Source organism: Salinarchaeum sp. Harcht-Bsk1 (genome assembly GCF_000403645.1).
Taxonomy (GTDB): Archaea; Halobacteriota; Halobacteria; order Halobacteriales; family Salinarchaeaceae; genus Salinarchaeum.
On sequence record NC_021313.1, the window covers coordinates 82,598 to 109,274 of the forward strand.

Here is a 26,677-nt window from a genome sequence, read left to right on the forward strand (position 1 = left end):
ACGCAATTGGAGCCGTCACGTCCTGGTCCCAGGTGCTTCTGCGGGGACTCCGAAATCCACAGCAGATCCCTCCGTTCGTCGTGGGAACCGTCTTTCCGGAGTCACGATGGGGACCGAACTGGCGCAAGAAGGACGGGTTCATCACGTTCGACGACGGCGGCTTCGCCGGGGGCGATCCATCCCGACCCGAACTCAGCGCCCGCCTCTACAGGGAGTCCCGGCACCTCGACAGCGTGCTCGGTAATCGGAGCTACGACCGGGCGCTCGAACTGGGCTGTGGGTACGGTCGGCTCACCGGGTGGATTTCGGAGCACGCAGAGGAGACCATCGGGGTCGATCCGAACGGGGACGCGATCGAGCGTGCCCGGACCCTCTACCCGGAGCTGGAGTTCGAGGAGACGCTCGGCCAGGACCTTCCGTTCGAGGACGACTCCTTCGACCTGATCGTCTCCTGGAACGTCCTCCAGCACATCCCGCCGGACGCGGTCGGGGAGGTAGCGAGTGAGCTTCGACGAGTGCTCGCCGAGGGCGGGACGATCAACTGCTGTGAGATGACCAGTGGTGACGGCGGGCGGGCGAGCTGGGTCCGCAGTCGAGCCGAGTACGAGTCGCTGTTCGCACCGCTCACGCTCGTGGACGTCGACGAACGGCCAGCCGAGCGAACCTTCGAGTACGCGAACCGGGGCGAGGCGATGGTCTTCGAACGCGACGGCGGCGCCCCACGAGGAATCGCGACCTCGAATCGCACCCGGCCAGTGCGCGAGCACGGACCGGCAACGCTGCAGAAATCCTCGGCGGAGTCACCGTGACGCTCCTCGAATCAGTCGCGGAGCGCGTGCCGGAGGACGCGAAGCCCCGGATCGACCGGCTCGCGCACTTCGTCGTTCCCTGGATGTCCTGGCGGAAACGCCGCAGAGTCCACCGGACCGAGGAGGCGTTCGTGGATCGGTTCTTCCCCAGCCCCGCCGATTTCGAGGCCTACGAGCAGGAGTTCTTCGCCGGGCGAATCGTGGACATCTGCCGTTCGGCGGCGGAGGAACTGTCGACCGACGGTTCGATCTACGACGCACACATGGACGAGTGTGCCCGGCTCTACGCCCTCGTCAGGGAGTACGAGCCCACTACGATCGTGGAAACTGGCGTGTATCACGGCGTCTCGACTGCGTCGTTGTTGCTCGCCCTCGACGAGAACGACGCCGGAACGCTGTACTCGCTCGATCCGGTCCCACTCCTCCAGGGCACTCCCCAGGATGCGGAGGCGCCTGCCCTCGCGGACGGACGTGGTGCGACGATCGCTCAACCCCGCCGGGACTACTACGAGCGAGGTCGCCCGTCCTGCTCTGAAGCCGGCACGCACCGGATTCCCGAGGACCGCGAGGCGGGCTGGATCGTTCCCGATGATCTCCACGACCACTGGGATCGCCGGACGGGACGAAGCCAGCGGGACCTGCCCGGCCTCCTCGATTCGGTCGGCGGCGTCGACCTCTTCATCCAGGACTCCGAGCACTCCCAGACCGGGATGGCCTTCGAGTTCGACCTCGCCTGGGAACATCTCGTTCCCGGCGGACTGCTCGTCTCCTTCCACGTGGACTGGAACGACGCCTTCGACGCCTTCGTCGAGGAGCGAGGCTGCGCGCACGGCCCGCTCGCCTACACCTACAACGGGTTCGAAGACTACGAGACGGCCTGTACTTCGGCCTACGCGATCAAGCCGGCGAGGCGTCGGCCGAAACCCTTCGCGGAACTCGATCCATGACGCTGGGGCAGCCATCGACGGTACCGCATCCACCCGCCGGAACGAGATCCGGTGATCCAGAGTGAGGTCCACGGAGCCCGAAGTCCGGCCACGCGACAGCCCCTCGACGGACGTCTCGGTCCTGAGCCTCGTCACCTCCGATCACGCCACGTTCTATCGCCAGCAGGTCGAAGCGCTCGGGCGGCTGGGCGTTCGGACGGAAGTCGTCCCCGTCAGCGGCACGCGGGCGGCGACCGGCGACGGGAGCGAGCGGTCGCTCGTCGACTACCTCGGACTGGTGGCAGACGTCCGAAAGCGGGATCTCTCGGCGTACGACCTCGTCCACGCCAACTACGGGCTCACGGTGCCGGCGGCCTTCGCCCAGCGCACCTGCCCAGTCGTCCTCTCCCTGTGGGGCTCTGACGTCAGCGGCAGATTCGGCTGGATCGGCCGGCTGGGTGCACGCCGCGCGAGCGAGACCATCGTGATGTCGAGTGGGATGGCCGAGACGCTTCGGTCGGACTGCACGGTGATTCCCCACGGCGTCGACCTGGAACTGTTCGAGCCGATGGACCGCGAGCAGGCATTGTCGTCGGTTGGATGGGCCCAGGCTGCCAAGCACGTGCTCTTCCCGTACCCCAGCGACAGGGCGGTCAAGAACTACCCGCTGGCGCGGCGACTCGTCGACGTCGCCGACGCGCGACTACCCGACGACGTCGTCCTCCACACGCTCGACGAGCGCGTCGCCCACGAACGGATGCCCGTACTGATGAACGCTGCCGACGCGATGGTGCTCGTCTCCGCGTCGGAGGGTTCCCCGAACACCGTCAAGGAGGCGATGGCCTGCAATCTGCCAGTGGTGGCTCGAGACGTCGGTGACGTCCGGGAGCGGCTCCGCGGCGTCGAGCCCTCGGTCGTCGCCGAGGAGGAGCAAGCCCTCGTGGACGGCCTCGTCGCAGTGCTCGACGATCGCGAGCGATCGAACGGCCGGGAGCACGTCCAGGAGCTATCGGTCGATCGTGTCGCCGAACGCACCCTGGGCGTGTACCTATCTGCAATCCGGTGACCGGTCGTGGCGGTCGGTACGGTACAGATTCTTATCGGAACGCAGGCCGTAGGTTCGTCCATGGTCCCCACCGTGCTCCACGTCAGCGATACGCTCGCGTTCGCACCCGACAGCCCCGACGAGCCCGAAGTCGACCTCGGCGGCCTCGCGAACGTCGTCCGCCGCGCGATCGATCGGGACGTCGACGCGGTCGTCCACACCGGGAACCTCCTCCGGTCGCCGGAGCCGAAACCGGACACGATCCAGGCGATTCGGAGTGCACTGACGACCCTCCGGGACGCGGAGATTCCGGTCTACCTGGTCGCCGGAACCCGTGAGAGCACCGGCGACGGCACGGCGATCGAGGAGTTCCGCGACGGCGACCTCGCCCACGAACTCGGAACGTCGCCGGTCCGCATCGACGACCTGGCGCTCTACGGCGTCGATCACGTCGACTCCGGGGACGCCTTCCAGCGCGAACTCGCCGCGCTCGAACCGACCGAGGACTACGCCTACAACGTGATCGCCTGTCACCAGGGAATCTGGCCGCCACTGGACGAGGCCGACGCCGACGTCTCGGCGTTCGACGCGATGGTGGCGACCGACGTCTTCGTCGACGACGTACTCGCCGGCGGCAGCGACGAACCCCTCGCCTGGGAGAACGACGACTTCGACTACTGTGTCACCTACGCCGGGTCGACGAATCGCCGCCACCGCGAGGACGGCGCGATCCCGACCGGCACGCTAATCGAGGCCTCCACCGACGCCCACAGCCACGAGCGTATTCCGCTCACTGCCACCGAACCAGAACAGGAGATCGAACGCCTCCGCACCACCCTCGACCACCAGCCGGCGGACCTCGAATCCGCCGACGTCGAGACGCTCGCTGATCTCTACGGCCTCGCCGCTCGCGCGAGGGAACTGTTCGACCAGCGTCGGCGGGAGATCCGGGAGGAGCTACTGGATCGCGTCCACGAGGACATGCGGATTCAGGGCACGTACGCAGCGGTAACGCGGACGACCTCGCAGCGCAGGGTGACCAAACCCCAGCGCGAGGTGTTCGAGGCATTGCGGCAGGCTGGGGTGAATCCCTACGAGGTGCTGGAGCTTGACTCGTCGGCGTTGCGGGAGTTGAGCGAAGCGGGGCGCGTGTCGGACGAGGACGTGTTCGATCGGGAGGAGCGGACGTACGTTCGGGTGAGCGATACGGAGATCTGAAAGCGAGAACGTCGTCGCCCTCCCACGTTACGACCGAGACGTCGAACTCGACGAGATCGGCTTTGGGATCGACGAAGGCAGCCAGAACAGCGGGCTCGACGGGACCGAGCAAACGCGAAGCGTTTGCGAGGGTCGTCGAGGCCGCGAATCCGAGCGCAGCGAGGATGAGCGGGCTCGACGGGATTTGAACCCGCGGCATCTAGGTCCGGAACCAAGTGCTCTGTCCACTGAGCTACGAGCCCTCGCCGTTTCGTAGCAGCCAATCAGCTAAAAGCATGTTCAAACGGGCAGCGATCGAGCGCCGGTCTACTCGGCGGCCGCCGACGGCCCCCGCGGATCGTCCTCGTCGATCACCGCCTCTTTCCACGTGCCGCGGAGGAACCACGGTACGGCGACCAGCGTCCCGAGAATGTGGCCGATCGTCATCCCGATCCAGATACCGGTCGGGCCCCAGTCCTGGACGACGGTGAGGTAGAACACAGTCGGGACGCGGGCGACCCAGAGTGTGACCATCGATATCGCTAGCGCTGTCCGAGTGTTGCCCGCACCGCGGAAGCCACCGAGGACGACCTGCATGATCCCGATGAACACGAACTCGATCGAACGAATCCGGAGGTAGTCGGTGCCGAGGGCGATCGACTCTGCGGTGTACTCCGTGTCCGCGCCGATGACCGCGGCGACGATCGGCTCCGGGACGGCGTAAGCAACGAGCGCGACGACGGCCATCACGCCGCCGGAGACCGCGACGCCGAGCCAGACTGCTCGCTCTGCGCGGTCGGCCTTGTCCGCCCCGAGGTTCTGTCCGACCATCGTGTTCGTCGCGCGGCCGACGCCCATCGCTGGCAGGAAGACCAACGAGACGAGGCGGTTGCCGACGCCGTAGGCCGCCGCGACCGGCGGGCCGAACTGCGCGACCATCGCGGTCAGGGTGACCATCGCGACTGCGGCCATCGACTGCTCGAGCGCGCTCGGCACGCCGATCGAGAGGATCTGCCGGATGATCTCGACGTTGAAGGGTAGGTCCGCCGTCGAGACCGACGGCCCACGGTTCGTCCGGAAGAGGACGTGCAGCCCCGCGAGCGTCGCAAGTCCCCGGGCGCCCATCGACGCGATCGCTGCGCCGACGATGCCCAGTTCCGGCGCGGGACCGAGCCCGAAGATGAGGATCGGATCGGCGACGACGTTGAGCGCGACGCTGCCGGCCATGATCCGCATCGGCGTCCGGGTGTCACCGTACCCCCGCATGAGCGCGGAGAAGACGAAGAAGCCGAAGATCGCCGGCAGACCCAGGAAGAGCACCTTCAGGTAGGCCGCCATTTGCGGGACGACCTCCTGGCCGGTCTCGGCCTCCGTCGGCAGGAACGCCAACGCGGGATCGACGACCAGGAAGCCCAGGATCGCGAGCAATACCGACAGCGATCCGACGAACGCGAGCGTCTGGCCGGCGACCCGGCCCGCCGACCGCTCGCCCTCCGCACCGGTGTACTGCGCGACGAGGATGCTCCCAGCGGTCGTGAACCCGCCGGCGACGGAGATGATCAGGAACAGTAGCGGAAACGCGAGGCTGATCGCGGCGACCGCGGTCGGATCGTACCAGCCCAGGTAGATCGTGTCTGCGATGTTGTAGGTGACCTGCAGCAGCTGGATGACGACGATCGGCCAGGCCAGGCGTGCGAGTGGGCGTGCCAGCCCACCGTCGGTGAGATTCTCGCGACGCGACTGCTTCGACACACTCCCTCGCTACCGGAGGTCCGAACATGAATATGGTGGGAGGTGTGGGGACTCTCCGCATCCTGAAACACCCGACGGCGCGGGACAATACGACCGTTGACGGACGAATTCGTACACTGCCACTATACGATAGAGAGCTGATAGCAATGGGTGACCGAACGTGATCGAGACGGCTACTCGGCGAACGGAAACCGGCTGGGGAGCGGAAAAACGTGACGTCAGGGAGACTCGCTGGTCTCCAGCGAGAAGTCCGCACGCGGGTAGGCGACGCAGGTCAGGACGTAGCCGTCCTCGAGTTCGGGGTCGTCGAGCATCTCTTGATCGTCGTGCTCGACGAAGTCACGGGCGTCGCCGTCAGGGATGTGTCCCGCACAGGAGACGCACTGCCCCTCGCGGCAGGCGTATGGAAGGTCCCAGCCGTGGTCCTCGCCCTGATCGAGGAGCGGTTCGTTGTTGACGACTTCGATGGTCTCCCCTTCCTTGACGAACTCGACGTCGAAGTACTCGATTTCGTCCTCGGGGATGTCGCCGGGGCTGGAGCTCTCCTCTTCGCCCTCTTCGAGTTCCGTTCCCTCTTCGCCCTCACCGACGGCAGCCACGGCGGCACCGCCCCCGGCGCTGAAGGTGCGATTGGACGGCTCCGGGAAGTCCGTCTCCGGAACCGTCTGCGCTCGCTGTTCGAGCACGGCTTGTGAGATGTCCTCGTTCGGGCTCCACCCGGTGCCACGCGAGAAGTGCACCAGCACGGTGAGGACCGTCAGCCCGACGCCAACGGCGAAGGCCAAACCCAGTTCCATTTGCACGGCAGTTCGAAACGGTGCTTTATCTGTATTGTGATCCGGTGACCGCATCGACCCGGCGCACAGCGGTGGCTCCCGAAACTGTTCGGCCCTGAAATGGCATCCGCCCCAGCGAGTGCGCCGAGGACTTTTTGGCCCACAGGGAGTCGAGTACGTCATGGATTCCTCCGAGACGACGTCGGTGGAGGTCGTCGTCTTCAACGGCTTCGACGAACTGGACGCCCTCGGCCCGTACGAGGTCCTCGAGAACGCCAAAGACGCCGGCGCCAATCTCGACGTCGAACTCGTGACCCTCGGTGGAGCCACGAGTGCGACGGGCAATCACGACCTCACCGTCGCCTCACAGGGCGCGCTCTCCGACCACGCGGACCTGCTCGTCGTCCCTGGTGGCAGTTGGGACGGCCGGGCCGTCGCCGGTGCGTGGGCAGAGGTCCAGGCGGGCGACCTCCCCGAAGCAGTCAGGCTAGCACACCAACGCGGAGCGATCGTCGGGTCGGTCTGCACCGGAGCGATGATCCTCGAGGCAGGCGGACTGCTCGATGGAAAACGGGCGACGACCCACCACGGCGCGATGGAGGACCTGCGAGAATCGGGCGCGGAAGCCGTGGACGCCCGCGTCGTGGACGAGGGCGACGTCGTCACTGCCGGTGGCGTGACCGCAGGACTCGACCTGGGTTTCTGGCTCGTCGAGCGATTCTGGGGCGTGGACCTCGCCGACGAGATCGCTCGCGAGATGGAGTACGAACGCTCGGACGACGTCGTCGCGTAGTCGCCCCGGGAAGGAATCGGTCCTCGACGGCGCGATCGCTCAGTTCTCTCGGACGACCTCGTGCCGTCCGAACCCGTAGCGCAGCCGGTTGGCGAGTTTCCGCGCGAAGCGGTCCTTGCGGCTGTCGAAGCGCTCGGCGAGCGCCTGGTAGATCAGCGGCACTGGCACCTCCTGTTCGAGCGCCTCCTGGACGGTCCACGTCCCCGTCGACCCACCCTGTACGTGATCGGCGACGTCGCCGAGGTCCGAGCCCTCCTCCCGGAACGCCTCTTCACAGAGGTCCAGGAGCCAGGAGCGGATCACAGCACCGTTGGTCCAGGTTCGCGCGACGGACTCGAGGTCGAGGTCGTAGCGGCCACGCGCAAGGAGTTCGAAGCCCTCGCCGTAGGCCTGCATGAGCGCGTACTCGATGCCGTTGTGGACCATCTTGACGTAGTGGCCGGAGCCGACCGGACCCATCCGGTCGTGGCCGTCGGGGCCGGTCGCGACGGCGTCGAACGCCGGCACCATCGCCTCGTAGGCCCACTCGGGGCCCCCGATCATCAGCGAGAAGCCGAGTTCGGCACCCGCCGGCCCGCCGCTCGTCCCGCAATCGAGGTAGGCAGCGTCAGTCGCGTCGGCGCGCCGGACCGAAGCCTCGAAGTGCGAGTTACCGCCGTCGACGATCACGTCGTCGCCGTCGACGTGGCCGTCGAGTTCGGCGAGGGCGGCGTCGACCGGATCGCCCGCGGGAACCATGAGCCAGATTCGTCGCTCCGATCCGAGTTCGTCGGCCACGTCGGGAATCGAATCGGCGGGCGTGACGCCGGCGTCCGCCGCGGCTGCGACGGCGTCATCGTCGATGTCGAAGGCGACGACGTCGTGCCCGGCGTCGAGGAGGCGATCGACGACGATCCTGCCCATCCGCCCCAGCCCGATAACGCCAATGTGCATGGGCGAGGCTGCGATACGCCGGCAGGTAGTGGTTGCGATTCCCTGGCCGGGCGCTGGTGCTGAGAGACTGGCCTGGTCAGAAGCCGACGCCAGCGGAGAGCATCCCGCCGATCGTCAGCACTGCAACTCCCAAGAGGGCAGCCGCCTGGAACCACGGCAACGCCGTCCTGGTCGGTTCGCGCAGTTTGCCAGCGTCGAGGCCGTCGGAGAGTTTGCTGTTCCCGATCTCCACGGTCGCGATGACGCCGACCCAGAGGACCACCATGGTCAGGACGAGGTGGCCCCGACCGCTGCTCGTCAGCGGCTCCGCAGTCACCTCCCCGCCGAGCGTGACGTGGTAGAGGACGTGGCCACCGGTCGCGAGCATCACGAGTGCAGCGAGTCGCGAGAGCGTGACGAGTCGATCGACGACCGCCGACAGCGGTTCGGGATCGATGCTGGCGTCTCGACCCAGTGGAAGCACTGCGAGTGCCACGAACGCCACGCTACCGATCCAGAGTCCACCGAAGAGTACGTGCACGACCGTCGCAACGGAGTCCAGCGTCGTCATACGGAACGGTGACCGGTGACTCGGCAAAGCAGTGACGATCGGCGACGCCGGCTCCGTCGAACGGAACTTCGTAGTCGCTCGGGGGAGCGGATCGGGCGACGACAGCTGTTACTCGGCGCAGGAGGGACACACGAGCGCCACGGAACCGCCTTCGGACTCGCGAATCGTCGTCTGGAGGACGCTAACCGGATGGGCTCGGCCGCAGATCGCACAGTCGCTCTCGGGGTCGGCAGTCAGGGAGTCCGGGACGCCGTCACCCTGACTGCCGGATGGCGCGGTCCCGGCACTGTCGGTCGTCTGGGTCGCTCCCATGCCGTCGGTGACGCCCGCGCCGACGCCCTGATCGACGCCATGTTCGAGCTCATCAAACGCCTCGCTAGTCATCTCGTCGAGGACCTCCGCGGCGAGTTCACGGACGACGCCGTCGGCGTGGGCGGTGTCGAGCATCGACTCGACGCCGGGCGAGGGGTCTCGCCGGGACTCGTCGAGGCCGTCGACGTAGTCGTCGAAGCTGACGGACTCGAACTCGCTCGACTCGATGGTCGCCTCGGAGAGGTCGGTGGTGCCTGCCTCGCTGGAAGACTCCGCGCTGGAAGCCTCCCCACCAGAGCCCCCGGCGCCGGTCACCGGCGAATCAGTCCCGTCGGCGTCGGTACTGCTCGCTGGATCCGTCGTTCCGTTCGACGGTCCACTCGTCGGTCCAGCAGACGCTGCGGACGCGTCGTCGGACGGAGCTGTCGCAGCTGAGGCGAGGTCCACGACGACGCTCAACGCCTCCTGGAAACTCGCCGGTTCGTAGCCACGCTCGGCGACGAACAGTTCGTCGACGCGTTCGCGGAGGGGTTCGGGAACGCGATGCTGTCCTGCATCGCCACCGACGGCATCGCCGTTCCCGCTCATACACTCGCGTCGGGACTCCATCCTAATAAATTGAAGTGTTGCAGCGAAGAAGGGAACCACCGACGGGCCGCCTCGCGGCGGTCGAGAGCGGCTGGCGCGGCGCGTTCGCTTCTCACAGGCTGAGAATCGGACCCGATCATATCAGGGCTACTCTCGTAGCTACGGTCAGAGAGCCACCGATGACGCACGCTGAACTCACCGTAACGTTACCTGACGGCACCTGGGTCAAGGACGTGTCGGCGGCGAATCCCGACGCCACGTTCCGCGTCCTCGCTGCACTGCCGGGCACAGAGACCGGATTCGGGCTCGTGGAACTCGTCGCGGACGACCCGCGTCCGGTCCTCACCGCCATGGAGGACCACGACGCGATTACCCGGATCGAACTCCTCCAGGCCGGGGAGGATCGAGCGATGGTCCAGTTCGAGACCACACAGCCACTCCTCCTCTTTTCCGCCCGCGAATCCCGGATGCCGATCGAACTACCGATCGATATCGTCGACGGGACGACGACGCTCGAACTGACGGCCTCGCGAGACCGCCTGTCCGAGCTCGCCCACCAGTTCGACGCCTTCGGACTGGACTACGCCGTCGAGTACGTCAGTCCGCGCGTCGAGTCCGAACGCCTCCTGACGGATCGCCAGCGAGAACTCGTCACGACGGCGATCGAGATGGGCTACTACGACACGCCGCGCGAGGCCTCGATGACCGAACTCGCGGAGGCACTCGACATCGCGAAGTCGACCTGCTCGGAGACGCTCCACCGCGCCGAAGAGAAGGTGATCAAACGGTTCTCCGAGGGAACCCTTCACGACACCGATCCGGCGACCGTCGAGCCCCAGTGACGATGCGCCGTTCCAGCGAAGCGAGAATCGAACCGGCCATTGATACCGACCGCTGCCGTCGGATGCACCGAGGACCCGCAGCGGTCCCCGTCAGGTGATTCAGATGGACGCCCTCACGACAGCCGTCGTCGCCGCCAACACCGTGACGCTCGTGTTCGGGAGCGCGATCGTGCTCCTGGCGTACCGGGCGTACGCGAGAACCGGCTCCCGCGCCCTCCGCGCGTTGAGCGCTGGCCTCGGACTCGTCACGCTGGGCACGCTGCTCGGCGGGACGCTCCACCAGCTTACCGCCTCCTCGCTCCTCCAGAGCATCGTCGTCCAGAGCGGCTTCACAGCGCTCGGGTTCGTCGTCCTCGCCTACTCGCTGTTCGTCGAACGAACGCCGACGCCGACCGTCGTGTCGTCGACGACCGAGTAAATCGCGAACTGCCGATCGCGATCCGTCGGACGGTCCCGTGGCTCTCCGACCCAGATACCGGCGGTAGCTGCGGTCCGCACAACCTTCATGCGGAGTCACCGAGAAGCGCCACTCGGAATGACAGAGGATCAGCACGGATTCTACACGCGAAGCCTCCACGCAGGGCAGGAGGCGGACCCGACGACTGGCGCACGCGCACCACCGATCTACCAGACGACGTCCTACGAGTTCGAAGACGCCGAGCACGCCGCCTCGCTGTTCGCACTCGAGGAGCCCGGCAACATCTACAGCCGGATCATGAACCCCACGAACGCCGTGCTCGAGGAGCGCCTCGCCTCGCTGGAGGGCGGCGTCGGCGCGCTCGCGACCTCAAGCGGGATGGCGGCACTCGACCTGGCGACGTTCACGCTCGCCAGCGAGGGAGACAACGTCGTCACGGCGTCGGCACTGTACGGCGGCACGTACATCTACTTCACCCACACGGCGCCGCGCCGGGGGATCGAGACGCGATTCGTCGACACGCTCGATTACGACGCCTACGCAGCGGAGATCGACGAGGACACCGCGTACGTACATCTCGAGACGATCGGTAACCCGGCGCTCGTTACCCCGGACATCGAACGGATTGCCGATATCGCGCACGAACACGGCGCACCCCTGTTCGTCGACAACACGTTCGCGACGCCCTATCTCTGCAATCCGCTCGACCACGGCGCCGACCTCGTCTGGCACTCGACGACCAAGTGGATCCACGGTGCCGGCTCAACGATCGGCGGCATCCTGATCGACGGCGGCAGCTTCGACTGGAACGGCGAGGACTATCCGGAGATCGCCGCCGAGAATCCCGCCTACCACGGCGTCAACTTCCAGGAGCGCTTCGGCGACGCAGCCTTCCTTGCGACGGCCCGTGCACGCGCCCTCCGCGACCTCGGCAACCAGCAGTCACCCTTCGACGCGTGGGTCACTACCCAGAAGCTCGAGACGCTCCCACTGCGGATGGAGCGCCACTCCGAGAACGCGATGGCCGTCGCCGAGCACCTCGACGAACATCCCGAAGTCGACTGGGTCACCTATCCAGGGCTCGAAGACCACGAGACGCACGACCTCTCCACGCAGTACCTCGACGGCGGCTACGGCGGTATGATCGCCTTCGGCCTCGCCGGCGGCTACGACGCAGCCCGCACCACCGTCGAGTCGACCGAACTCGCGAGCCTGCTGGCGAACGTCGGCGACGCCAAGACGCTCATCATCCACCCGGCCTCGACGACCCACCAGCAACTCACGGAGGAAGAACAGCTCGCGAGCGGCGTGACGCCCGACCTCGTTCGCCTCTCCGTCGGCCTGGAAGACGTCGAGGACGTGATCGCCGACCTCGACGACGCGATCGACGCGGCGACCTGACTCGAAGCGCCGTCACCGCTCCCTGGACACCCATCAGGCGCCTGACTTCTGGGCGAGCACGATCAGTGCCGTACTGTCCTCCCGCGCTCGGGGCGAGACCGCTCGCTCTCCGTCGAACCGTGCGACGTCACCCGGTTCGAGCGTGTGCTCCTCGCCGTCGAGCGTCACGACGATCGACCCGGACAGCAGGTGGAAGACGATCTGCCGATCGGGATGGCTATGTGCGGCGATTTCCTCCCCGGATTCGAGCCGGAGTCTGATCGTCTTCGGTTCGTCGTCGAACAGCACTGCGTGTGGTTCGGCGTCGAGTTCGTCGAGCGCGACGACCGACGGACTCATTCTTTCGGCAGTTCGGCCTCGAACGCGTTCGGGCCGGTCTGCTCGACGGCGTACCCGTCCGCGTCGAAGGCGTCGACCTCGGCCTGGAACTCGTAGAAGAGTGGTTTGGGCTCGTGGTCGTTGACGAGCGTCAACGACTCGCCCGACTCCATCTCGTCGAATGTCTCGTGGACGAGCGGGTGCCGTTCCGGCGGCGCTACGTCGCGAAGATCCAGTCGTGGCATGCAGCGTACCCTCCGTGAGCAGCACCGGTTGCAGTTGTCCCGAACGTCTTCGGATGGGGCACTGGACGACGATACGCAGTCCCGCCAGGTTCGCATTTGCTGAAACCAGCGTCTCAGGAGGAATCGGCAGCGAGTGCACGTAACTTGCTGCGTGCGGACGCCGGATCGACGCTGTACTTGAACGCCGGCCGGTCGTTCAACACGACGTACGGGACGCGTTCGCCGTATTCGTCGCGGAGTTCGGGATCCTCGTCGACGTCCACCAGCGAGAGGTCGAGGTCGACGTCCTCCTGTGCGGCGATCGTCTCGATCGTTTCCACGGCGTCGTCACACAGGTCGCAGTTCGATCGCGTGTACACCGTCGCCTCGACCGCTGCCATACTGGCGACTCCGGGCGCTGTGGAAAAACGGGTTGCGATCCTAGCGGAGACGGGCTACGGATCGAACTCGGCCGACGGTTCGCGGTCGGCCACTGCGTCGAGGAGCGACGCGAGCGCCGCTGCGGCCGCATCGAGCAAGGCCTCCCCGCGCTGTTCGTCGGCCTGGCTCGGATCGCCAACGACGCCGCTGTCTGTGAACTCGGCGCTGTCGAAGGCGAGATTGACGCCGGCGACCCACTCGCCCCAGCCGTCGCTCGCTCCAGCGACGGCCTCCTCGATGCGATCGTCCTTGATTAGTTCCGGGGCAACGTGGCGGAGCAGCGACGTCTCGACGGGACCGGCGTGGCCCATGTCCGGGGCGTCGACGGAATCGAACCAGGTGAATGGCACTGCGTATGCGTCACCGTCGCGCGAGAGGCGGGCGGCGACCTCGCGGAGCGCATCGACGTTGCCGCCGTGGCCGTTCACGAGCACGATCCGGTCGAAGCCGTGGTGGGCGAGACTCGTCGCCGCCTCTCGGACGTAGGCGCGGAACGTGTCCTCGCTGACCCACATCGTCCCGCCGAAGTGGCGGTGTTCTTCCGAGACGCCGACCGGAATCGCCGGTGCGACGACCACGCGTTCGTCGAATCGTTCGGCGCCGGCCGCCGCGACTGCCTCGGCCGCGATAGTGTCCGTCGAAAGTGGTGCGTGGGGACCGTGTTGTTCGGTGCTCCCGACCGGCAAGAGTGCCAGCGGAGTCTCGGCGGCCTCGGCGTCGGGCCAGGTCGCCTCGGCGAGGTGCATGCCCGATCCCTCGGACCGATCGGCCTTCAACCCCGATGCTATCGCCCTGTCCGACGGCCAATCGACGGAGACGTTATCACCAGCTTCGGCACCCAGTGAACACCGATCCACACGTCCCTGCTGCCGTCTCGCGATCCAGTCCCCCGACACTTATAGTGTGGCTCGGTCCACAGAACCGACATGAGCGGCTCTCGGCCCGGCTTCCGACCCAGCGGGGTCGGCGTGGCCCTGTTGGCGTTCTCGGTAACGCGACTCCTCGTCGCGCAGACAGCCACGACGGAGGCCGGCACGTTCGTCGCTGCTTCGCTGTTTCCGCTGTCGGCTGGCCTCGGACTCACGCTCTTCGGAATCGCGATCAGCGTCGGTGGTGTCTCGCGGGGCTACGCACGGAGCGTCTGGCGGTGGACCGTTCTGGGCACCTTCGCAATGCTACTCGTCGTCGTCGCGTCCGGGCTCCACGTCATCCTGCTCGGCGATCGCCTGGGCGCGCTCTGGAGTGATTCGGGGGTGCTGGTCGCGAACGTCCTACTCGGCGGCGCGATCCTCGGCGCGTTCGTCGGCGACCGATCGGCGAGACACTGGAACACGAACGAGCGGCTCGTGCAGTACGCCGAGCGCTCGATGCTCGTCAACCGCCTCCTCCGTCACGAGATCCGCAACGTCCTCGCGATCGTGAACGGCTACGTGGCGACCAGCGACAACGACCAAGAGGAGACCACCAGAGCGATCCGCGAGTCCACCGAGGAGATCGAGCAGACGATCGAGCACGCCGGCGAGTTCGCCGCCACGACCGGGGAAATCTTCGCCGTCGAAATCGGTGACGCGATCGAGTCCGTGCTCGACGTGCTCCCCGAAGATGCCGACGTGTCAGTCGCCGGCTCGATACCGGACGGCGTCCTCGTTCGCGCCGACGACCGACTCGACCTCCTCGTCGCCGAACTGCTCGAAAACGCGTTACAGCACGCAGGCCCGGATCCGTCCGTGGACCTCGACGTCGAGGTCGGGCACCGGACCGTCGAACTCACGGTTACGGACGACGGTCCCGGACTCCCCGAACCAGCCGAGAGCGTGCTCGCCTCGCGCTCGCTCCCCGAGTACGACGATCCGTCGCTCGGATACGGCCTCCAGATGGTTCGCCTCCTCGTCGAACAGTACGACGGCGCAATCGAGGCCGACTACGCCGACGGCACCGCACTGACGGTCACGCTCCAGCGAACCCGGGAGCGCTCAACGCCTGCGCTGGCACGCGGCGTCCCGACCGTCGACCTGCACCGTGCCGGGTTCGCTGCAGTCGCCGCTGGAATCGTGATGGGCCTGTTCGTCGACCAGGTGGCGGGCCTGATGCCGGTCGTCGGGTCGCTCTATGGCGTCTCCAGTCCGGTCCTCGGCTGGGTCGCACATATCTTCCACAGCGTGCTCTTCGGCATCCTGTTCGCTGCGGGCTGTATGCTGCCGCGAATCCGCGAGGTCGCTGCGTCCCAGCGGGGACTGTTTGCACTCGGCATCGGCTGGGGGCTCTTGCTCTGGGTGTTCGCGGCCGGAATCGTCATGCCCATCTGGTTGCTGGCCGTCGGCACCAGCGCGACGATCCCCCACTTCTCGGCAATCGACCTCGTGGCGCACGTGCTCTGGGGTGCGATCCTCGGGGGCCTGTACGCCCGGTTGCCCGCCGAAACACTGCTCCCTACGTAGTCTCGCCGGATCCGATCCACCCCATTCGGAGCCGTTGCTGGGCGAGTGAGCCGGCAGTTCGATCGATCACGCTGTGAGGCTGCCATCACCGACTCACTATTGCCTTCTCGACGCTGGAGAACAGGGAACGCCGTGGAAGCGATCCGCGGCGGCAGTTCGCTCAGTCGTCGTCTTCGCTCTCGATTTCCACTTCGGTGCGGGCGCGACGCTCGGCAGCCCGCTCCACGAAGGAGTCCGGGAGTTCGTCGATTTCGCCAGCCTGCACCGCCCAGAGGTGAGCGTACAGGCCGTCGCGGGAGAGGAGGTCCTCGTGGGTCCCTCGCTCGACGATCTGGCCGCCCTCGAAGACGAGGATCTGGTCGGCGTCTTTGATCGTCGAGAGCCGGTGGGCGATCGCGAACGTCGTCCGTTCGGCCGTCAGGTCGTCGAGGGACCGCTGGATCAGCATCTCGGTCTCCGTGTCGACGTCGCTGGTGGCCTCGTCCAGAACGAGGATCTTCGGATCCTTGAGCACGGCCCGGGCGATCGCGATGCGCTGGCGCTGGCCGCCGGAGAGCTTCACACCGCGCTCGCCGACCTCGGTGTCGTACCCGTCGGGGAGGTTCTGGATGAACTCGTGGGCCTCCGCCGCCTTCGCAGCCTCGACGACCTCCTCGCGTGGCGCGTCGAAGCTACCGTAGCGGATGTTGTCCTCGACGGAGCCGTAGAACAGGTACGTGTCCTGCTGGACGTACGCGAGCTGGCGGCGGAGGCTCGGGAGCGTCACGTTCCGGACGTCCGTGCCGTCGATCCGGATTGCGCCCTGGTCGACGTCGTAGAGGCGTAGGAGGAGCTTGAGGACGGTGGACTTTCCCGCGCCGGTCGGTCCGACGAGGGCGACGGTCTCGCCGCCCTCGACCTCGAAGTCCACCGAGTCGAGAATCTGTTCCGGGGTCGAGTCGTCGACGGCGTCACCGTCAGTAGCACCAGCGTCCGCGGTATCGGCGGCCGGTTCCCCGTAGCTGAAACTCACGTCGTCGTACTCGACGGCTCCCTCGCTGACCTCGAGTTCCTTCGCGTCGAGGGACTCTTCGACGCGACCGCGTTCGTCCATCAGCCCGAAGACGCGAGCGCTGGATGCCCGCGCACGCTGGTACATGTTGATGATCTGCCCGAACTGGGCCATCGGCCAGATGAACCGCTGGGTGAGCAGAATGAACGTGACGAACTCTCCGACCGAGATCGGCTCCGTGAAGATCCACGGGGCATCGCCAGGCTCGGAGAGGACCCAGAGGCCGCCCACGAGGAACGTGGTGACGAAGCCGATGCCCGCGAGCACGCGGAGCCCGGGGAAGAACTTGATCCGGGTGTCGATGGCGTCCCAGTTCGCGTCGAAGTAGTCCATCGAGACCTCGTCGACCCGCTCGGACTCGTAGGACTCCGTCGTCGAGGCCTTGATCACCGAGATGCCCCCGAGGTTGTTCTCGAGTCGAGAGTTGACGGCGCCGACGGTCGAGCGGACCTCCTTGTACTTCGGCTGGATCGTCCGGATGAAGATGTAGGTGAACAGAGCGATGAGCGGCACGGGAAGCAAGGCGACGAGTGCGAGCTGCCAGTTGAAGTAGAAGAGGACGCCCGCGATGCCGAGCACCATGACCGAGAGCCTGAACAGCGAGTTGATGCCGTCGTTGAGGAACCGTTCGAGCCGATTGACGTCGTTGGAGAGGATCGAGAGGAGTTCGCCAGTCTGCTTGTCCGCGAAGAAGTCCATGTCCAGGCGCTGCATCGCGTCGTAGGTGTCGGTACGGATCTCGTGCTGGATGTTCTGGGCGAACGCGTTGAATCCCCAGTTTCGCGTCCAGTGAAAGAGCGCGCCGACGGCGAACGCTCCCCCGATAATGCCCACAGTCAGCCACAACTGACCCTCCTGACTCGCGGGAATCCAGGCGTCGGGGACCAACCAGATCGCCGCGAACGACTTGTCCTGTCGAAAGATCGCGTCGATCGCGAACCCGAGGAGGATCGGCGGCAGCAGATCGAGCAGCCGTGCACCGATCGAGGAGAGGATCCCGACGACGAGATAACTGATGTTCGGGCGTCCGTAGACGAGGAACAGCCGCTTCATCGGGTTCTCGACCCGCTCGCGTTGCTCTTCGAACGGATCGTCCTCGTCTGGCAGGGACCCCGCAGCCATATCTAACTGCGCTCGGCAGCCGAGCCGCTTCAGGCCTACGATTCGAAACAGTCCGTGCCCCTGCCGTCGACGGTCGTGTTGCCGTACTCGATGCGCACTGGGTCCCCACGTTCGACGCCGGCGTCCGACGCCACGCCGATCGGCACCTCGATCACGTACTGGCCATAGCCGGGGTACTCCTGGTCCTCGCCGTTCTCGTCCGGCCCCGGTTCTGGCGCGGGATTGACCGACGTGATACAGCCCTCGCTGTCGACGTAGATGATGTCGATCCCGAACGCCATCGATCGCATTACGAACGTTCGGTTCGCCGGGTGCTCGTAAACGAACAGCATCCCCTCGTCGTCGGCGAGATCGTCGTGATCCCCGAGGCCGACGTACTGCTCCTGGAACTCGTCGGCGACGGACGCGTTGATCGTCGCGATTCGCTCGTCGCCGTCGTAGAGCACGACGTTCCCGGAGGTGGTGTCCTCGGACTCGTAGAGCGTGACGCCCGCGGCGAGGAGGCCCACGATGAGGGCCACGCCAATGGCGAGCACGATGCCGGCGCGTCGCTGCACGGCTCGGGGTTCGTCCCCGCGACAGAAAGGGTTATCTGCACGGCTCGGCGAGGTTTCGACCGCGGGTTCGTGGTCTAGCTGGTTATGACGCGGCCCTTACAAGGCCGAGATCGGCGGTTCGAAACCGCCCGAACCCATGCTTGCTGCTGCGAGCGACTTGCGAGCAGCAGCAACCAACGTGAGGGCGGGGTCGAACCTTGCCAAGCGCACGCAGCCTCAGCCAGCACCGCTCCCACCTGTTCGACCACGCCCGAACCCACCAGCCTCGACGTCGACGACTGCCGGGAACTCCCTGAGCGACGGCACTACCAGCCAGTAGGCCGAGATGCAGAGATAGCCCACGGCCGAGAGTGCAACGACCGTCGCGCTGTCGAGGACGCCACCCAGGACGCCGCCGGCGAGCAGGCCCAGCGGGCCGACCACGGCGACGAGGCTCCCCGTCGTCGAGGAAACTCGGCCGAGCAGCTCGTTCGGGACGCCCGTCTGGATGGCAGCGCTCACGAGCACGTTGTAGACCCCGACCGGAATCGCGGCAGCCCCGTAGAAGAGGAGTACGGCAGGTTGCCACCCGACGACGGCAGCGGCGGCCCGCCCGGCAGCGGCGAACAGAAATCCCACGACGGTGATCTGGCCGAAGTCGACTTCGTGAAGCCGACCGGCGAGCAGCGATCCGACGAGCGTTCCGGCGGTCGTCGCACCGACGAGGAGCCCGAACGTTTCGGCGTCGCTGCCGATGGTTCCCGCGAACGCCGGGAGAACGGCAGTCGCCATACCGGTGAACACGCCGGTCAGCGCCGCCGCGACGACCATGTGGCCGACGACGGAGTGTCGAACGAGCGCGAAACCGCTTCGGACGTCGTCCAGGTACTCGCGGGCGGACGGGGCCTCGCCCGTGCTCGATGCATCCGGAACGTCGAGGCGACCGAACGTCACGGCACTGCAGACGAACGTCGCCGCGTTGACTGCGAACAGGGAGACGGCACCCAGGATCGCGATGATTGCCCCGGAAAGCGCTTCCGCGGTCGCACCGAGGGCGTGCTTTGTCGTCGAGTCGATCGAGTTCGCTCGCGCAAGGAGGGCTTCCGGAACGAGGCGCGGCAGGGCTGCCTGTTCCGCTGGCGCCGTGACGCGGCGGAGCACCGTGAGGAGCGTGACGACCACGAGCACGTGACCGACGGACAGGTATCCCATCCACCAGGCCAGGGGAACGCTTCCGACGATCACCGCCTGCGTCGCTTCGGTGACTGCCAGCAAGCGACCCAGTCGTGCCCGATCGACGAGCGGGCCAGCAAGAAATCCCAGTGCCTGCGGCGCTTTGCTCAGGAAGCCCGCGAAGCCGGTGTAGAGCGTGGATCCAGTGAGTTCGAAGACGAGCCACATCGCCGCGACGACGTACAGTTTGTCGCCAATTCGACTGACCATCCGGCCAGCGTAGAGTCGCTGGAAGCCAGCGTTGCCAAGCAGCGCCTCGGTTTCGTCTGCCAGAAGCCGGGCGCGCAACCCAGATTCACCGTCCACGTCACTGTGCACACGACGACCTGGACCGCTGGTGCAAAGAGCGCTCGGAGAACTGGAGTTCTGTAATCGGAGCGACCATTTTGGAGCGGGCGAGTCGTTCGTGGGATTCAAATCGATCGGGGGCAGAAGGCCCGACGATGACAGGGGACGCACAGAACCCCATGGACGCCCTGGAGGCACTCGGCAACGAGATTCGCATCTCGATCCTTCGGGAGCTCGCCGACGCCGAGCGCGCCCTCTCCTTCACGGAACTGCGCGATCGGGTCGGCCTCCGCGACTCCGGGAAGTTCAACTACCACCTCTCGACGCTGTGTGAGTACTTCGTCCGCGACACGAACGAGGGGTACGAACTCGGACACGCGGGGACCAGGGTCATTTCCGCGACGGGTCGGCCGGCGCCAGACGAGGCCGAAGACTCGGGTGTCGAACCGATTGCTGCCGAGGAGGAGTGTCCGGTGTGTGGCGAACCGAACTGCGAGAAACTGTTCCACGTTCACCTGTCGGCGCCCTGGCGATAGCACAGCCAGAGCGTGACCGCCAGAGGACAGAGTTGGAGCCGTCAGCAAACACACGTGACAGGTCCCGGGATGGCTACCGGAGACCAGTTTGGCCGATTCGCGCGAGTTGATTCCACGTTACTGGCCACTCGAACCCCTGGCCCACTACGGCGCTTTGACGTACCCGTACCCCTCATCCTGCAAGCGTGCCAGAGCGCCGACGCCACTCTGGACTCGTTCGACGCCCGGCAAGAGGTCCGCCGTGATGGCATTCATCTTCGCGAGACTCGCACCGCAGGCGAAGCACTCGACGCCCCGTTCGACGAGTGACGCGACGAGTTCCCCGTTCGCTGCCGTGCTGGCGACGAACATCCGAACGCCAGCACCGTTCGCGACGATTGCGACGTCGTCGTCGGGTGCCGCGGTCGTGTCGTCTTCCAGTAGATTGGTGACGTTCACCATCGCGTGTCGTCGGACGTCGGACTCCGGACTCGAAACGTGGAACACCGTTTGCATACTTCGACCCTTGCCCGTAGCGCTGCTTTGTTAGGAAGCGGCAAGTCGAGCGAGCGGCCCGACTACGTCGAAGCCTGTATTCGATCCTCCCGCGTCGACGAGGGAACCGCTGGGGATTAGCCAAACAGCGTCGTGAACAGATCGACGACGTCGTCGGTTACATCGTCCGTGCTCTCATCGTCAGCATCCTCCGTGTCCCCCTCGCCAGCCTCGTCCTCCTCCGTGTCGGTGGTACTTTCGTCCCCGTCGTCGTCATCCGCATCGTCGCCATCGGCATCGTCGTCCTCCGCGTCTTCCTCGACTTCGGTATCGTCGTCCCCGTCCTCCTCACGCTGAGTCTCGTCCCGCTCTCCTGCTTCGGTCTCGTCTTCACCCTGCTCGTCGGTACCGACTGTCGAATTGGCGTCTGACGGTCCAGACGTGGATTCGTCAGCGTCGTCGGTTCCAGCACTGTCGTTGGACCCTGCCTCCGGTGGCTGCCTCTCCGTACCGCCGTCGGACTCGACGATCGGATCGTCGACCTCGTTGTCGGAGCCGTCGTAGCCGCGGATCGCAGGACCGTCGTTGTTCCGGATCGAGAGGTCCGCGAATCGGTTCCCGGAGCTGTCAGTCCCGATGAAGATCCCCGAGCCACCGTTATTGGCGGCAGTGATACCAGTGTACTCGCCGTCGAACACGCCCTCGAAGAGCGCGAGGCCGTGGTCGCCGTTGTCGGAGACGGTCGCGTCGTCGATGCGCACGCCGCTCGCGTCGAACAGCCCGATCCCACTGCCGTCGTTCCCACTCGCAGTGACACCCTCCAGCGAACTTCCGGGTCCCACGACGAAGACGCCGTGATTTTCGCTATCGACCGTCTGAACGTCCTCGATCGAAGCGGTCGCGGACGCGCCCGAAGCAACGACGTAGGTGTCGACGCCGATCTGAACGCCATTCGACCACCCTTCGACGCGCAGGTTACGTATCGATACGTTGCTGACCGTCGACCCGGCCGGATCGTAGACGTGGACGCCGACGCTCAGCGACTCCCCGGAGCCACCGAGGACGTTCCCGTTGCCCTCGAGCACAACGTCGCTGGTCTGGATCGCTATACACACCGGTCGGACGAAGCCGTTGCCGACGTCGATCTCCTGGACGTTGGTATCGCCGATGTTTTGTCCGATCTCGTACGTACCGGGCTGGTCGATGACCGTACACTCGGTCACCGGCCGGACGCCCGACCCATCCTCAGGAGTCGGATCGTCCGGTTCAGGAGTCGAATCGGCCGGTGGAGCCCCGTTCCCGCCATCGTCGGTGCCGGTGCCCTGGGACGCTCCTCCGTCGACGCCCTGTTCATCGCCGGATTCGGTTCCGGCAGCACCTGTATCGTCGTCCCCCGAATCCTCGGCGTCGTCGCTCTCGGTTTCCTCGTCCGTCGACGTTCCTGGGAGGTCGTCGCCGCCGTCGCCGGCGGTGGACTCCATCTCCTCAGACGGGGACGTCTGGTTCGACGAGTTGTCCGCTTCGCCTTCGTCGGCGCCTGAATCGTCGTCAGTGGTGTTCTCTCCGATCGGCGTGTTCGATTCGTTCTCGTCGCCATCCTGCGTTCCGTTCCCCGGCCCGGCGACTCCAGCGCCGGCGTCCGAGGAGCCGTTGACGTCCGTACGGGGCGAGTCGACTCCGCTGGAGTCAGCAGCCAACGGTTTCGCGGCGAAACCGACGCCGAGCACCGAGTACCCGACGATTCCGAAGAATGCGAGGAGGAAGCCGATGGCAACCGCGATCCGGACCCAGATCACCAGCCGCGGATTGCGTTCGCTCGGGGGCGAGCCGTCCATGTCCAGAAGTGGCAGTCGTTGCAGCCTTCAGTGTAGTTACGTCGTACTGTCGAGGCACTCCAGAGTCGCTCGTTCGATTCACACGGCTTTGCCCGAGGTGGCGTCCAACGTCGCCGGTGGCTTCTAGCGATTTCGGTGGCTTCTAGCGATTTCGGTGGCTTCTATCGTCCTCGATGGCTTCCAGCGTCCTCGATGGCTTCCAGCGTCCTCGATGGCTTCCAGCGTCCTCGGCGGCTTCCATGCCGTCGAGAGGAACGTGCTACCGAGACGGTCTCCCGCGATAGAAGGGCCTGCAGTCAGCGCAGGATCAGCGGTTCGACGGTGAGCGTCTGCTTCGCCAGCGTGGCAAGCCGCAGAATGTAGGACGTGAACACGAGGAACGGGAGCGTCGAGATGGTGAAGGCTGCGCTGACGACCCAGAGGATCGTCTCGACGCCGAACAACCGGCCGGTGAACGTCGTCGCGTCCACGAAGACGACCATGCCGCCAGCGACGGTGAGCGCGACGACCGTCGCGTAGAGGATCGCTCGCGAGAGTTTCACGAGTGCCCACTGGATGTACAGTGCCTTGACGTACTCCCTGACTGGGCCGTACATGGTCAGCGACACCAGTACCTCGCGGAAGGCCGCCAGCTGTTTCTCGGTGAGTTCGTCCTCGTGCTCCCTGCCGAGCCGACGAACGTCGTGCATCTTCTGGCCGTAGTTGAAATCCAGTGCCGGCTGGACGACGTCGAACGTACCGAAGTCGCTGTCGACGAGCAGCTTCCGCGCGTGGTCGGCGTTCTCGAGCAAGTCCGCCACGTACGTGTCTACCGACTCGCCGAGTTCCGGGTGCTCGGATTCGTCGATCGCCTCGCGGAGTCGTTGGGCCCGCTCCTCGCTCTCCGCGATCAGGGCGTCGATGAACGCCGCCGGATCGGCGGGCGTCGTCTCGCCGAGCAGGTCGTCCGTGCTCTCTCGAAAGTCCATCGTGACGTCCATCCGGCTCCGCTGACTGCCGAGCGAGCCGATCTCCTGGGAGAGGACGAGCTGGTTGATCGAGACGACGAGCGTCGAGACGGTGATGACCGCGCCGACGAGGCCCGCGAAGACGGTCTCGACCATGTCGCTGGCTTGCATCGTCGCCTGGAGCGAGGTGGACTTGGTTATCCCCCAGCCCATGAACGTCCCGAAGACGAGCGCCCCGAGAACCGCGGTGACGACCCACCGATTCGCACCGAGGAGGAGCCAGAACCAGACCCTGTTGACGTCGGTGCGCTCGCGCATCCGGTCGGCCGTAGTGAGGTCAGCCATCGCCTGGCGAGTCCGAATCAGTGACCGGTCGTTTGAACACGAGCAGCTTCGTGCCGCCCTTGTCGTAGCTGATGGTCTCGGCGAGTTCCCAGCCCTCTGCGCCGAGCCGGTTCAGTTCCTCGGTCGGGTCGACGGTCTCGCGCTTGGTCAGCCCCTTCGGCGGCTCGATCGTGTGGTACTCCCACTGGCGAGGCATGTGAATTCGGCCGTGCTACAGCGGCCAGTCGGATAGGTAGGCAGCGGTTGTGCATCCGCACAGTCTCTGCTAACGGGTCGGCTCGTGCGTACCGATCGTCGAGCGCTATGGCGTCGTCCGGTGGTTCGGGGAGTGCCCCGGAGGCGTCGGCGAGTCGTCGGAAGCCGTGTGTCAGTCCGTCGGACGCGTCGGCTGATCGTCTGACGCGGCGACTTCGTCGGCCGACGAGGTGAGCCGATCGTTCGCCGGGTCGACGACGGTACGATCTGGAATCGGCTCCGGCGGTGCTGGCGAGCGGGTGACCAGACGTTCGAGGAGCGTCTCGTCGTCGGGATCCGGCTTCTGGACGGATTCGTATTCCACGACGACGGCGCCGTCGTCGGTCGACGAGAACCGGAAGTAGTTGAGTCGGTAGCTCGCGTAGAACACCGGCGGGAGCACGCCGATCACCGATCCGACCCGGCGAAGCCGTTTGAGCCAGGTTCCGGTGTTGCAGACGACGCGGTTCCCGATCGTCGTCAGCGAAGCCCGGTGCGTGTGGCCGTAGACGAACGCGGCGACGGACGAGTCATCTTCGAACACGTCCCGTGCTCCCTCGAGATATGGATCGCGCGACGGCTGGGCTCTGCCTCCCGGAGAGAGGAGGCCGAATCGTCGTAACGTCGATCGAACGTCGCGAAAGAGGACGTAAAGTGGGACGGAGACGGCGACGAGCAGTCCGAGCACGACGAGGTTCGCCGTGAGAAACACGTCGAGGAGTCTGCCGACTGGGCCGAAGTCCGCGAGGACGTCCTGGACGACGTTCATCGGCAGCGACCAGATCCCGACGTAATCCAGAACGAAGATCGCGACGTACGCCAGTCCCACGTTGAACAGGAGCAGGAATGGGACGGCCGCGTAGCGAAGGAACGGGCTCATCTCGCGATAGAAGTAGTTGGAGATGAGCCACTCGGGAATCATCGTCATCGGCGTCACCGCCTGGATGTCCTTGAGCCAGTTGTACTTGCCGCGTGCGGACAACTGGCCGGCGCGACTGGTCACGTGCTGGTTGACGAAGTAGCCCGGCGGGTTCGCGAACGGATTGCCGAAGTCCGGAATCCGATTGCTCGGATCGCGTTGCATCCCGTGTTCGACGTACACGGTGAAGTCACCGACCGTCCGCGTGATCGACTCCACCTGTCGGAGCCTGACGTTGTACTCGGCCAGTCGGTCGACGTACTCGTCGTATGCCGCCAGTTCGTAGTCGTGGTTGCCGGGGATGAGGGTGATCGGGACCGTCTCGCCGGTCGCCCGGAGCTGTTCGAAGAGCTCCGGGTACTGTGCGAGCAGTTCGTCGAACTTCGCGGGTCCCTCGACTCCCGTGAACTCCCAGAGCCCGAAGGCGTCACCGTTGATCAGGAGTTCGGCGTCCTCGTCGGTCGTTTCGAGGTCGCGGAGGAACGCGAGGAATTCCTCGAGGAAGTCGACCGTGCGGAGCTGTTCGTCTCCGCCGATGTGGAGGTCGCTGACGAGGTAGTAGACGTCCGCCATTGGCTGACGTCAACCGACGCGCTCGACGCCCCTTAATAACAATATCGTACCGTTCGATACCTTCGACAACGACGATCCTAGACCGGCGGCGTGCTTCGAACGGTCGCCGGCCGGAGAGCGGCAACAGACCCAGGGTACGCGAAAGGTACTGTGATGTACGTCGATCGAAATCGGCCGGTCGAGTGTTTAACAAAGTGACGCCGCGGCCAACCGAAGCGACGCATGAGCTCACTAGTCGTCCTCGCGTTCGAGGACATGGACGGCGCAGAGGGGATGCGCGAACGCATGTACGACTTCCAGAAGCGCGAACTTATCACGCTCGAGGACGCGGCCGTCGTCGTCCGGAAGGAGAACGGCCACGCGAAGGTAAAGCAGGCCCATAGCCTGGTCGGGTCGGGCGCCCTCGGCGGGGCGTTCTGGGGCATGCTCATCGGTCTTCTCTTTCTCGCCCCGTGGCTGGGGTTGATCGCCGGGGCCGCGGGTGGTGCCCTGGGCGGCAAACTCGGTGACGTGGGTATCGACGACTCGTTCATCAAAGAGGTCAGCGAGACGGTCGAGCCAGGTCAGTCGGCGCTGTTCCTCCTCGTGCGCGACGCCCAGCTGGAACGCATCGAGCAGGAGACCGAGGACATGAACTTCACGATCATCGACACGAACCTCTCGCCGGAGGACGAAACGCAGCTCCGCGAGACGTTCGCAGCCGAAGAAGTCGCGGGCTGAGCGGTTCGTGGTTCGACTCGTTTCGATTTCGAACGGCGCGAGAAGGATCCTCGATCGATCGCGATCCCGGCAGCCGGTAACGCGACCGAAGACGGCGGTTC

At 65.9% G+C, this 26,677-nt stretch carries 28 protein-coding genes and 2 tRNA genes; 12 read left to right on the plus strand and 18 right to left on the minus strand.

The window, feature by feature from the left end; translation table 11 throughout:
- Positions 1-32 precede the first annotated feature (32 nt).
- The 4 genes from L593_RS00410 (at position 33) to L593_RS00425 (ending at position 3,998) form a co-directional block, all read left to right on the plus strand.
- Positions 33-809: a class I SAM-dependent methyltransferase gene (locus tag L593_RS00410; RefSeq protein ID WP_201764633.1), complete on the plus strand. Its 777-nt coding sequence runs from the start codon at positions 33-35 to the stop codon at positions 807-809.
- Entirely contained in the window at positions 806-1,756 is a 951-nt protein-coding gene (locus tag L593_RS00415; RefSeq protein WP_020444933.1) for a class I SAM-dependent methyltransferase, read from the plus strand. The genes L593_RS00410 and L593_RS00415 overlap by 4 nt, the downstream gene beginning before the upstream one ends.
- Positions 1,757-1,817: 61 nt before the next feature.
- On the plus strand, positions 1,818-2,801 hold the full coding sequence (locus tag L593_RS00420) for a glycosyltransferase family 4 protein (protein WP_020444934.1): 984 nt from the start codon (positions 1,818-1,820) through the stop codon (positions 2,799-2,801).
- Positions 2,802-2,861: 60 nt separating this feature from the next.
- Positions 2,862-3,998: a metallophosphoesterase gene (locus tag L593_RS00425; protein WP_020444935.1), complete on the plus strand. Its 1,137-nt coding sequence runs from the start codon at positions 2,862-2,864 to the stop codon at positions 3,996-3,998.
- A gap of 169 nt (positions 3,999-4,167) precedes the next feature.
- Here the strand turns inward: L593_RS00425 and L593_RS00430 are convergent.
- The 3 genes from L593_RS00430 to L593_RS00440 all read right to left on the minus strand — a co-directional run bounded on the left by L593_RS00430 (position 4,168) and on the right by L593_RS00440 (position 6,526).
- Positions 4,168-4,240: transfer RNA gene (locus L593_RS00430), tRNA-Arg, on the minus strand.
- Positions 4,241-4,304: 64 nt separating this feature from the next.
- On the minus strand, positions 4,305-5,729 hold the full coding sequence (locus L593_RS00435) for an MATE family efflux transporter (protein ID WP_020444936.1): 1,425 nt from the start codon (positions 5,727-5,729) through the stop codon (positions 4,305-4,307).
- Positions 5,730-5,947: 218 nt separating this feature from the next.
- Complete coding sequence (locus L593_RS00440) at positions 5,948-6,526, minus strand: 2Fe-2S iron-sulfur cluster-binding protein (protein ID WP_020444937.1); 579 nt, start codon at positions 6,524-6,526, stop codon at positions 5,948-5,950.
- Between the two features lie 160 nt (positions 6,527-6,686).
- Here L593_RS00440 and L593_RS00445 point away from each other — a divergent pair, with 160 nt between their 5' ends.
- Complete coding sequence (locus L593_RS00445; RefSeq protein WP_020444938.1) at positions 6,687-7,298, plus strand: DJ-1/PfpI family protein; 612 nt, start codon at positions 6,687-6,689, stop codon at positions 7,296-7,298.
- A gap of 39 nt (positions 7,299-7,337) precedes the next feature.
- On the opposite strand, the gene gnd is transcribed toward L593_RS00445, so the two are convergent.
- The 3 genes from gnd to L593_RS00460 all read right to left on the minus strand — a co-directional run bounded on the left by gnd (position 7,338) and on the right by L593_RS00460 (position 9,681).
- On the minus strand, positions 7,338-8,231 hold the full coding sequence (gene gnd / locus L593_RS00450) for a phosphogluconate dehydrogenase (NAD(+)-dependent, decarboxylating) (RefSeq protein ID WP_020444939.1): 894 nt from the start codon (positions 8,229-8,231) through the stop codon (positions 7,338-7,340).
- Positions 8,232-8,307: 76 nt separating this feature from the next.
- Positions 8,308-8,781 (minus strand): hypothetical protein, encoded by a 474-nt coding sequence (locus L593_RS00455; RefSeq protein ID WP_020444940.1) that lies wholly within the window; start codon positions 8,779-8,781, stop codon positions 8,308-8,310.
- Between the two features lie 108 nt (positions 8,782-8,889).
- Positions 8,890-9,681, minus strand: a complete 792-nt coding sequence (locus L593_RS00460) for a hypothetical protein (RefSeq protein ID WP_049893728.1) — start codon at positions 9,679-9,681, stop codon at positions 8,890-8,892.
- A 179-nt stretch (positions 9,682-9,860) separates the two neighbouring features.
- Here L593_RS00460 and L593_RS00465 point away from each other — a divergent pair, with 179 nt between their 5' ends.
- The 3 genes from L593_RS00465 to L593_RS00475 all read left to right on the plus strand — a co-directional run bounded on the left by L593_RS00465 (position 9,861) and on the right by L593_RS00475 (position 12,342).
- On the plus strand, positions 9,861-10,523 hold the full coding sequence (locus tag L593_RS00465) for a helix-turn-helix domain-containing protein (protein ID WP_020444942.1): 663 nt from the start codon (positions 9,861-9,863) through the stop codon (positions 10,521-10,523).
- A gap of 103 nt (positions 10,524-10,626) precedes the next feature.
- Complete coding sequence (locus tag L593_RS00470) at positions 10,627-10,941, plus strand: hypothetical protein (protein ID WP_049893731.1); 315 nt, start codon at positions 10,627-10,629, stop codon at positions 10,939-10,941.
- 117 nt (positions 10,942-11,058) lie between these two features.
- Complete coding sequence (locus tag L593_RS00475; RefSeq protein WP_020444944.1) at positions 11,059-12,342, plus strand: O-acetylhomoserine aminocarboxypropyltransferase/cysteine synthase family protein; 1,284 nt, start codon at positions 11,059-11,061, stop codon at positions 12,340-12,342.
- Between the two features lie 33 nt (positions 12,343-12,375).
- Here the strand turns inward: L593_RS00475 and L593_RS00480 are convergent, their stop codons facing one another.
- The 4 genes from L593_RS00480 to L593_RS00495 form a co-directional block, all read right to left on the minus strand.
- Positions 12,376-12,681 (minus strand): cupin domain-containing protein, encoded by a 306-nt coding sequence (locus tag L593_RS00480; RefSeq protein WP_020444945.1) that lies wholly within the window; start codon positions 12,679-12,681, stop codon positions 12,376-12,378.
- Complete coding sequence (locus L593_RS00485; protein WP_020444946.1) at positions 12,678-12,905, minus strand: DUF2249 domain-containing protein; 228 nt, start codon at positions 12,903-12,905, stop codon at positions 12,678-12,680. The genes L593_RS00480 and L593_RS00485 overlap by 4 nt, the downstream gene beginning before the upstream one ends.
- 113 nt (positions 12,906-13,018) lie before the next feature.
- Positions 13,019-13,285: a glutaredoxin family protein gene (locus L593_RS00490; RefSeq protein WP_020444947.1), complete on the minus strand. Its 267-nt coding sequence runs from the start codon at positions 13,283-13,285 to the stop codon at positions 13,019-13,021.
- Between the two features lie 54 nt (positions 13,286-13,339).
- The gene (locus tag L593_RS00495; RefSeq protein WP_020444948.1) at positions 13,340-14,071 is read right to left on the minus strand and encodes a creatininase family protein; all 732 of its coding nucleotides are present in this window, start codon (positions 14,069-14,071) and stop codon (positions 13,340-13,342) included.
- Between the two features lie 180 nt (positions 14,072-14,251).
- Between L593_RS00495 and L593_RS00500 the strand changes: the two genes are divergently transcribed.
- A complete protein-coding gene (locus tag L593_RS00500) occupies positions 14,252-15,763 on the plus strand; it encodes an ATP-binding protein (RefSeq protein WP_020444949.1) in 1,512 nt (503 codons plus the stop codon).
- Positions 15,764-15,923: 160 nt separating this feature from the next.
- Here the strand turns inward: L593_RS00500 and L593_RS00505 are convergent, their stop codons facing one another.
- On the minus strand, positions 15,924-17,936 hold the full coding sequence (locus L593_RS00505) for an ABC transporter ATP-binding protein (protein ID WP_020444950.1): 2,013 nt from the start codon (positions 17,934-17,936) through the stop codon (positions 15,924-15,926).
- 35 nt (positions 17,937-17,971) lie between these two features.
- Positions 17,972-18,493 carry a DUF192 domain-containing protein gene (locus L593_RS00510; protein WP_020444951.1) on the minus strand — a complete coding sequence of 174 codons (522 nt, stop codon included), beginning with the start codon at positions 18,491-18,493 and terminating at the stop codon, positions 17,972-17,974.
- 63 nt (positions 18,494-18,556) lie between these two features.
- On the opposite strand from L593_RS00510, the gene L593_RS00515 reads away from it, so the two are divergent.
- Positions 18,557-18,630: transfer RNA gene (locus L593_RS00515), tRNA-Val, on the plus strand.
- Between the two features lie 79 nt (positions 18,631-18,709).
- Here L593_RS00515 and L593_RS00520 read toward each other — a convergent pair.
- A complete protein-coding gene (locus tag L593_RS00520; RefSeq protein ID WP_020444952.1) occupies positions 18,710-20,023 on the minus strand; it encodes an MFS transporter in 1,314 nt (437 codons plus the stop codon).
- Positions 20,024-20,148: 125 nt separating this feature from the next.
- Between L593_RS00520 and L593_RS00525 the strand changes: the two genes are divergently transcribed.
- Positions 20,149-20,529, plus strand: coding sequence for a winged helix-turn-helix domain-containing protein (locus L593_RS00525; RefSeq protein WP_049893733.1), 381 nt, complete (start codon positions 20,149-20,151; stop codon positions 20,527-20,529).
- Positions 20,530-20,673: 144 nt separating this feature from the next.
- Here L593_RS00525 and L593_RS00530 read toward each other — a convergent pair whose 3' ends face one another.
- The 5 genes from L593_RS00530 to L593_RS00550 form a co-directional block, all read right to left on the minus strand.
- A complete protein-coding gene (locus L593_RS00530) occupies positions 20,674-21,024 on the minus strand; it encodes a DsrE family protein (protein WP_020444954.1) in 351 nt (116 codons plus the stop codon).
- 116 nt (positions 21,025-21,140) lie between these two features.
- Positions 21,141-22,838, minus strand: a complete 1,698-nt coding sequence (locus tag L593_RS00535; protein ID WP_020444955.1) for a right-handed parallel beta-helix repeat-containing protein — start codon at positions 22,836-22,838, stop codon at positions 21,141-21,143.
- Positions 22,839-23,134: 296 nt separating this feature from the next.
- Positions 23,135-24,130, minus strand: a complete 996-nt coding sequence (locus L593_RS00540) for a hypothetical protein (protein WP_020444956.1) — start codon at positions 24,128-24,130, stop codon at positions 23,135-23,137.
- Complete coding sequence (locus L593_RS00545) at positions 24,123-24,326, minus strand: DUF4177 domain-containing protein (protein ID WP_020444957.1); 204 nt, start codon at positions 24,324-24,326, stop codon at positions 24,123-24,125. The genes L593_RS00540 and L593_RS00545 overlap by 8 nt, the downstream gene beginning before the upstream one ends.
- Positions 24,327-24,497: 171 nt before the next feature.
- Positions 24,498-25,856: a metallophosphoesterase gene (locus L593_RS00550; protein WP_020444958.1), complete on the minus strand. Its 1,359-nt coding sequence runs from the start codon at positions 25,854-25,856 to the stop codon at positions 24,498-24,500.
- A gap of 255 nt (positions 25,857-26,111) precedes the next feature.
- Here L593_RS00550 and L593_RS00555 point away from each other — a divergent pair, with 255 nt between their 5' ends.
- The gene (locus tag L593_RS00555) at positions 26,112-26,576 is read left to right on the plus strand and encodes a DUF1269 domain-containing protein (RefSeq protein WP_081638724.1); all 465 of its coding nucleotides are present in this window, start codon (positions 26,112-26,114) and stop codon (positions 26,574-26,576) included.
- The last annotated feature ends 101 nt before the right edge of the window (positions 26,577-26,677 follow it).

Coding starts and splice junctions, on each gene's coding strand:
- L593_RS00425 (WP_020444935.1), top strand. CDS start 2,862: ATGGTCCCCACCGTGCTCCACGTCAGCGATACGCTCGCGTTCGCACCC.
- L593_RS00440 (WP_020444937.1), bottom strand. CDS start 6,526: ATGGAACTGGGTTTGGCCTTCGCCGTTGGCGTCGGGCTGACGGTCCTC.
- L593_RS00445 (WP_020444938.1), top strand. CDS start 6,687: ATGGATTCCTCCGAGACGACGTCGGTGGAGGTCGTCGTCTTCAACGGC.
- gnd (WP_020444939.1), bottom strand. CDS start 8,231: ATGCACATTGGCGTTATCGGGCTGGGGCGGATGGGCAGGATCGTCGTC.
- L593_RS00455 (WP_020444940.1), bottom strand. CDS start 8,781: ATGACGACGCTGGACTCCGTTGCGACGGTCGTGCACGTACTCTTCGGT.
- L593_RS00460 (WP_049893728.1), bottom strand. CDS start 9,681: ATGAGCGGGAACGGCGATGCCGTCGGTGGCGATGCAGGACAGCATCGC.
- L593_RS00465 (WP_020444942.1), top strand. CDS start 9,861: ATGACGCACGCTGAACTCACCGTAACGTTACCTGACGGCACCTGGGTC.
- L593_RS00470 (WP_049893731.1), top strand. CDS start 10,627: ATGGACGCCCTCACGACAGCCGTCGTCGCCGCCAACACCGTGACGCTC.
- L593_RS00475 (WP_020444944.1), top strand. CDS start 11,059: ATGACAGAGGATCAGCACGGATTCTACACGCGAAGCCTCCACGCAGGG.
- L593_RS00480 (WP_020444945.1), bottom strand. CDS start 12,681: ATGAGTCCGTCGGTCGTCGCGCTCGACGAACTCGACGCCGAACCACAC.
- L593_RS00485 (WP_020444946.1), bottom strand. CDS start 12,905: ATGCCACGACTGGATCTTCGCGACGTAGCGCCGCCGGAACGGCACCCG.
- L593_RS00490 (WP_020444947.1), bottom strand. CDS start 13,285: ATGGCAGCGGTCGAGGCGACGGTGTACACGCGATCGAACTGCGACCTG.
- L593_RS00495 (WP_020444948.1), bottom strand. CDS start 14,071: ATGCACCTCGCCGAGGCGACCTGGCCCGACGCCGAGGCCGCCGAGACT.
- L593_RS00500 (WP_020444949.1), top strand. CDS start 14,252: ATGAGCGGCTCTCGGCCCGGCTTCCGACCCAGCGGGGTCGGCGTGGCC.
- L593_RS00505 (WP_020444950.1), bottom strand. CDS start 17,936: ATGGCTGCGGGGTCCCTGCCAGACGAGGACGATCCGTTCGAAGAGCAA.
- L593_RS00525 (WP_049893733.1), top strand. CDS start 20,149: ATGACAGGGGACGCACAGAACCCCATGGACGCCCTGGAGGCACTCGGC.
- L593_RS00530 (WP_020444954.1), bottom strand. CDS start 21,024: ATGCAAACGGTGTTCCACGTTTCGAGTCCGGAGTCCGACGTCCGACGA.
- L593_RS00535 (WP_020444955.1), bottom strand. CDS start 22,838: ATGGACGGCTCGCCCCCGAGCGAACGCAATCCGCGGCTGGTGATCTGG.
- L593_RS00540 (WP_020444956.1), bottom strand. CDS start 24,130: ATGGCTGACCTCACTACGGCCGACCGGATGCGCGAGCGCACCGACGTC.
- L593_RS00545 (WP_020444957.1), bottom strand. CDS start 24,326: ATGCCTCGCCAGTGGGAGTACCACACGATCGAGCCGCCGAAGGGGCTG.
- L593_RS00550 (WP_020444958.1), bottom strand. CDS start 25,856: ATGGCGGACGTCTACTACCTCGTCAGCGACCTCCACATCGGCGGAGAC.
- L593_RS00555 (WP_081638724.1), top strand. CDS start 26,112: ATGGACGGCGCAGAGGGGATGCGCGAACGCATGTACGACTTCCAGAAG.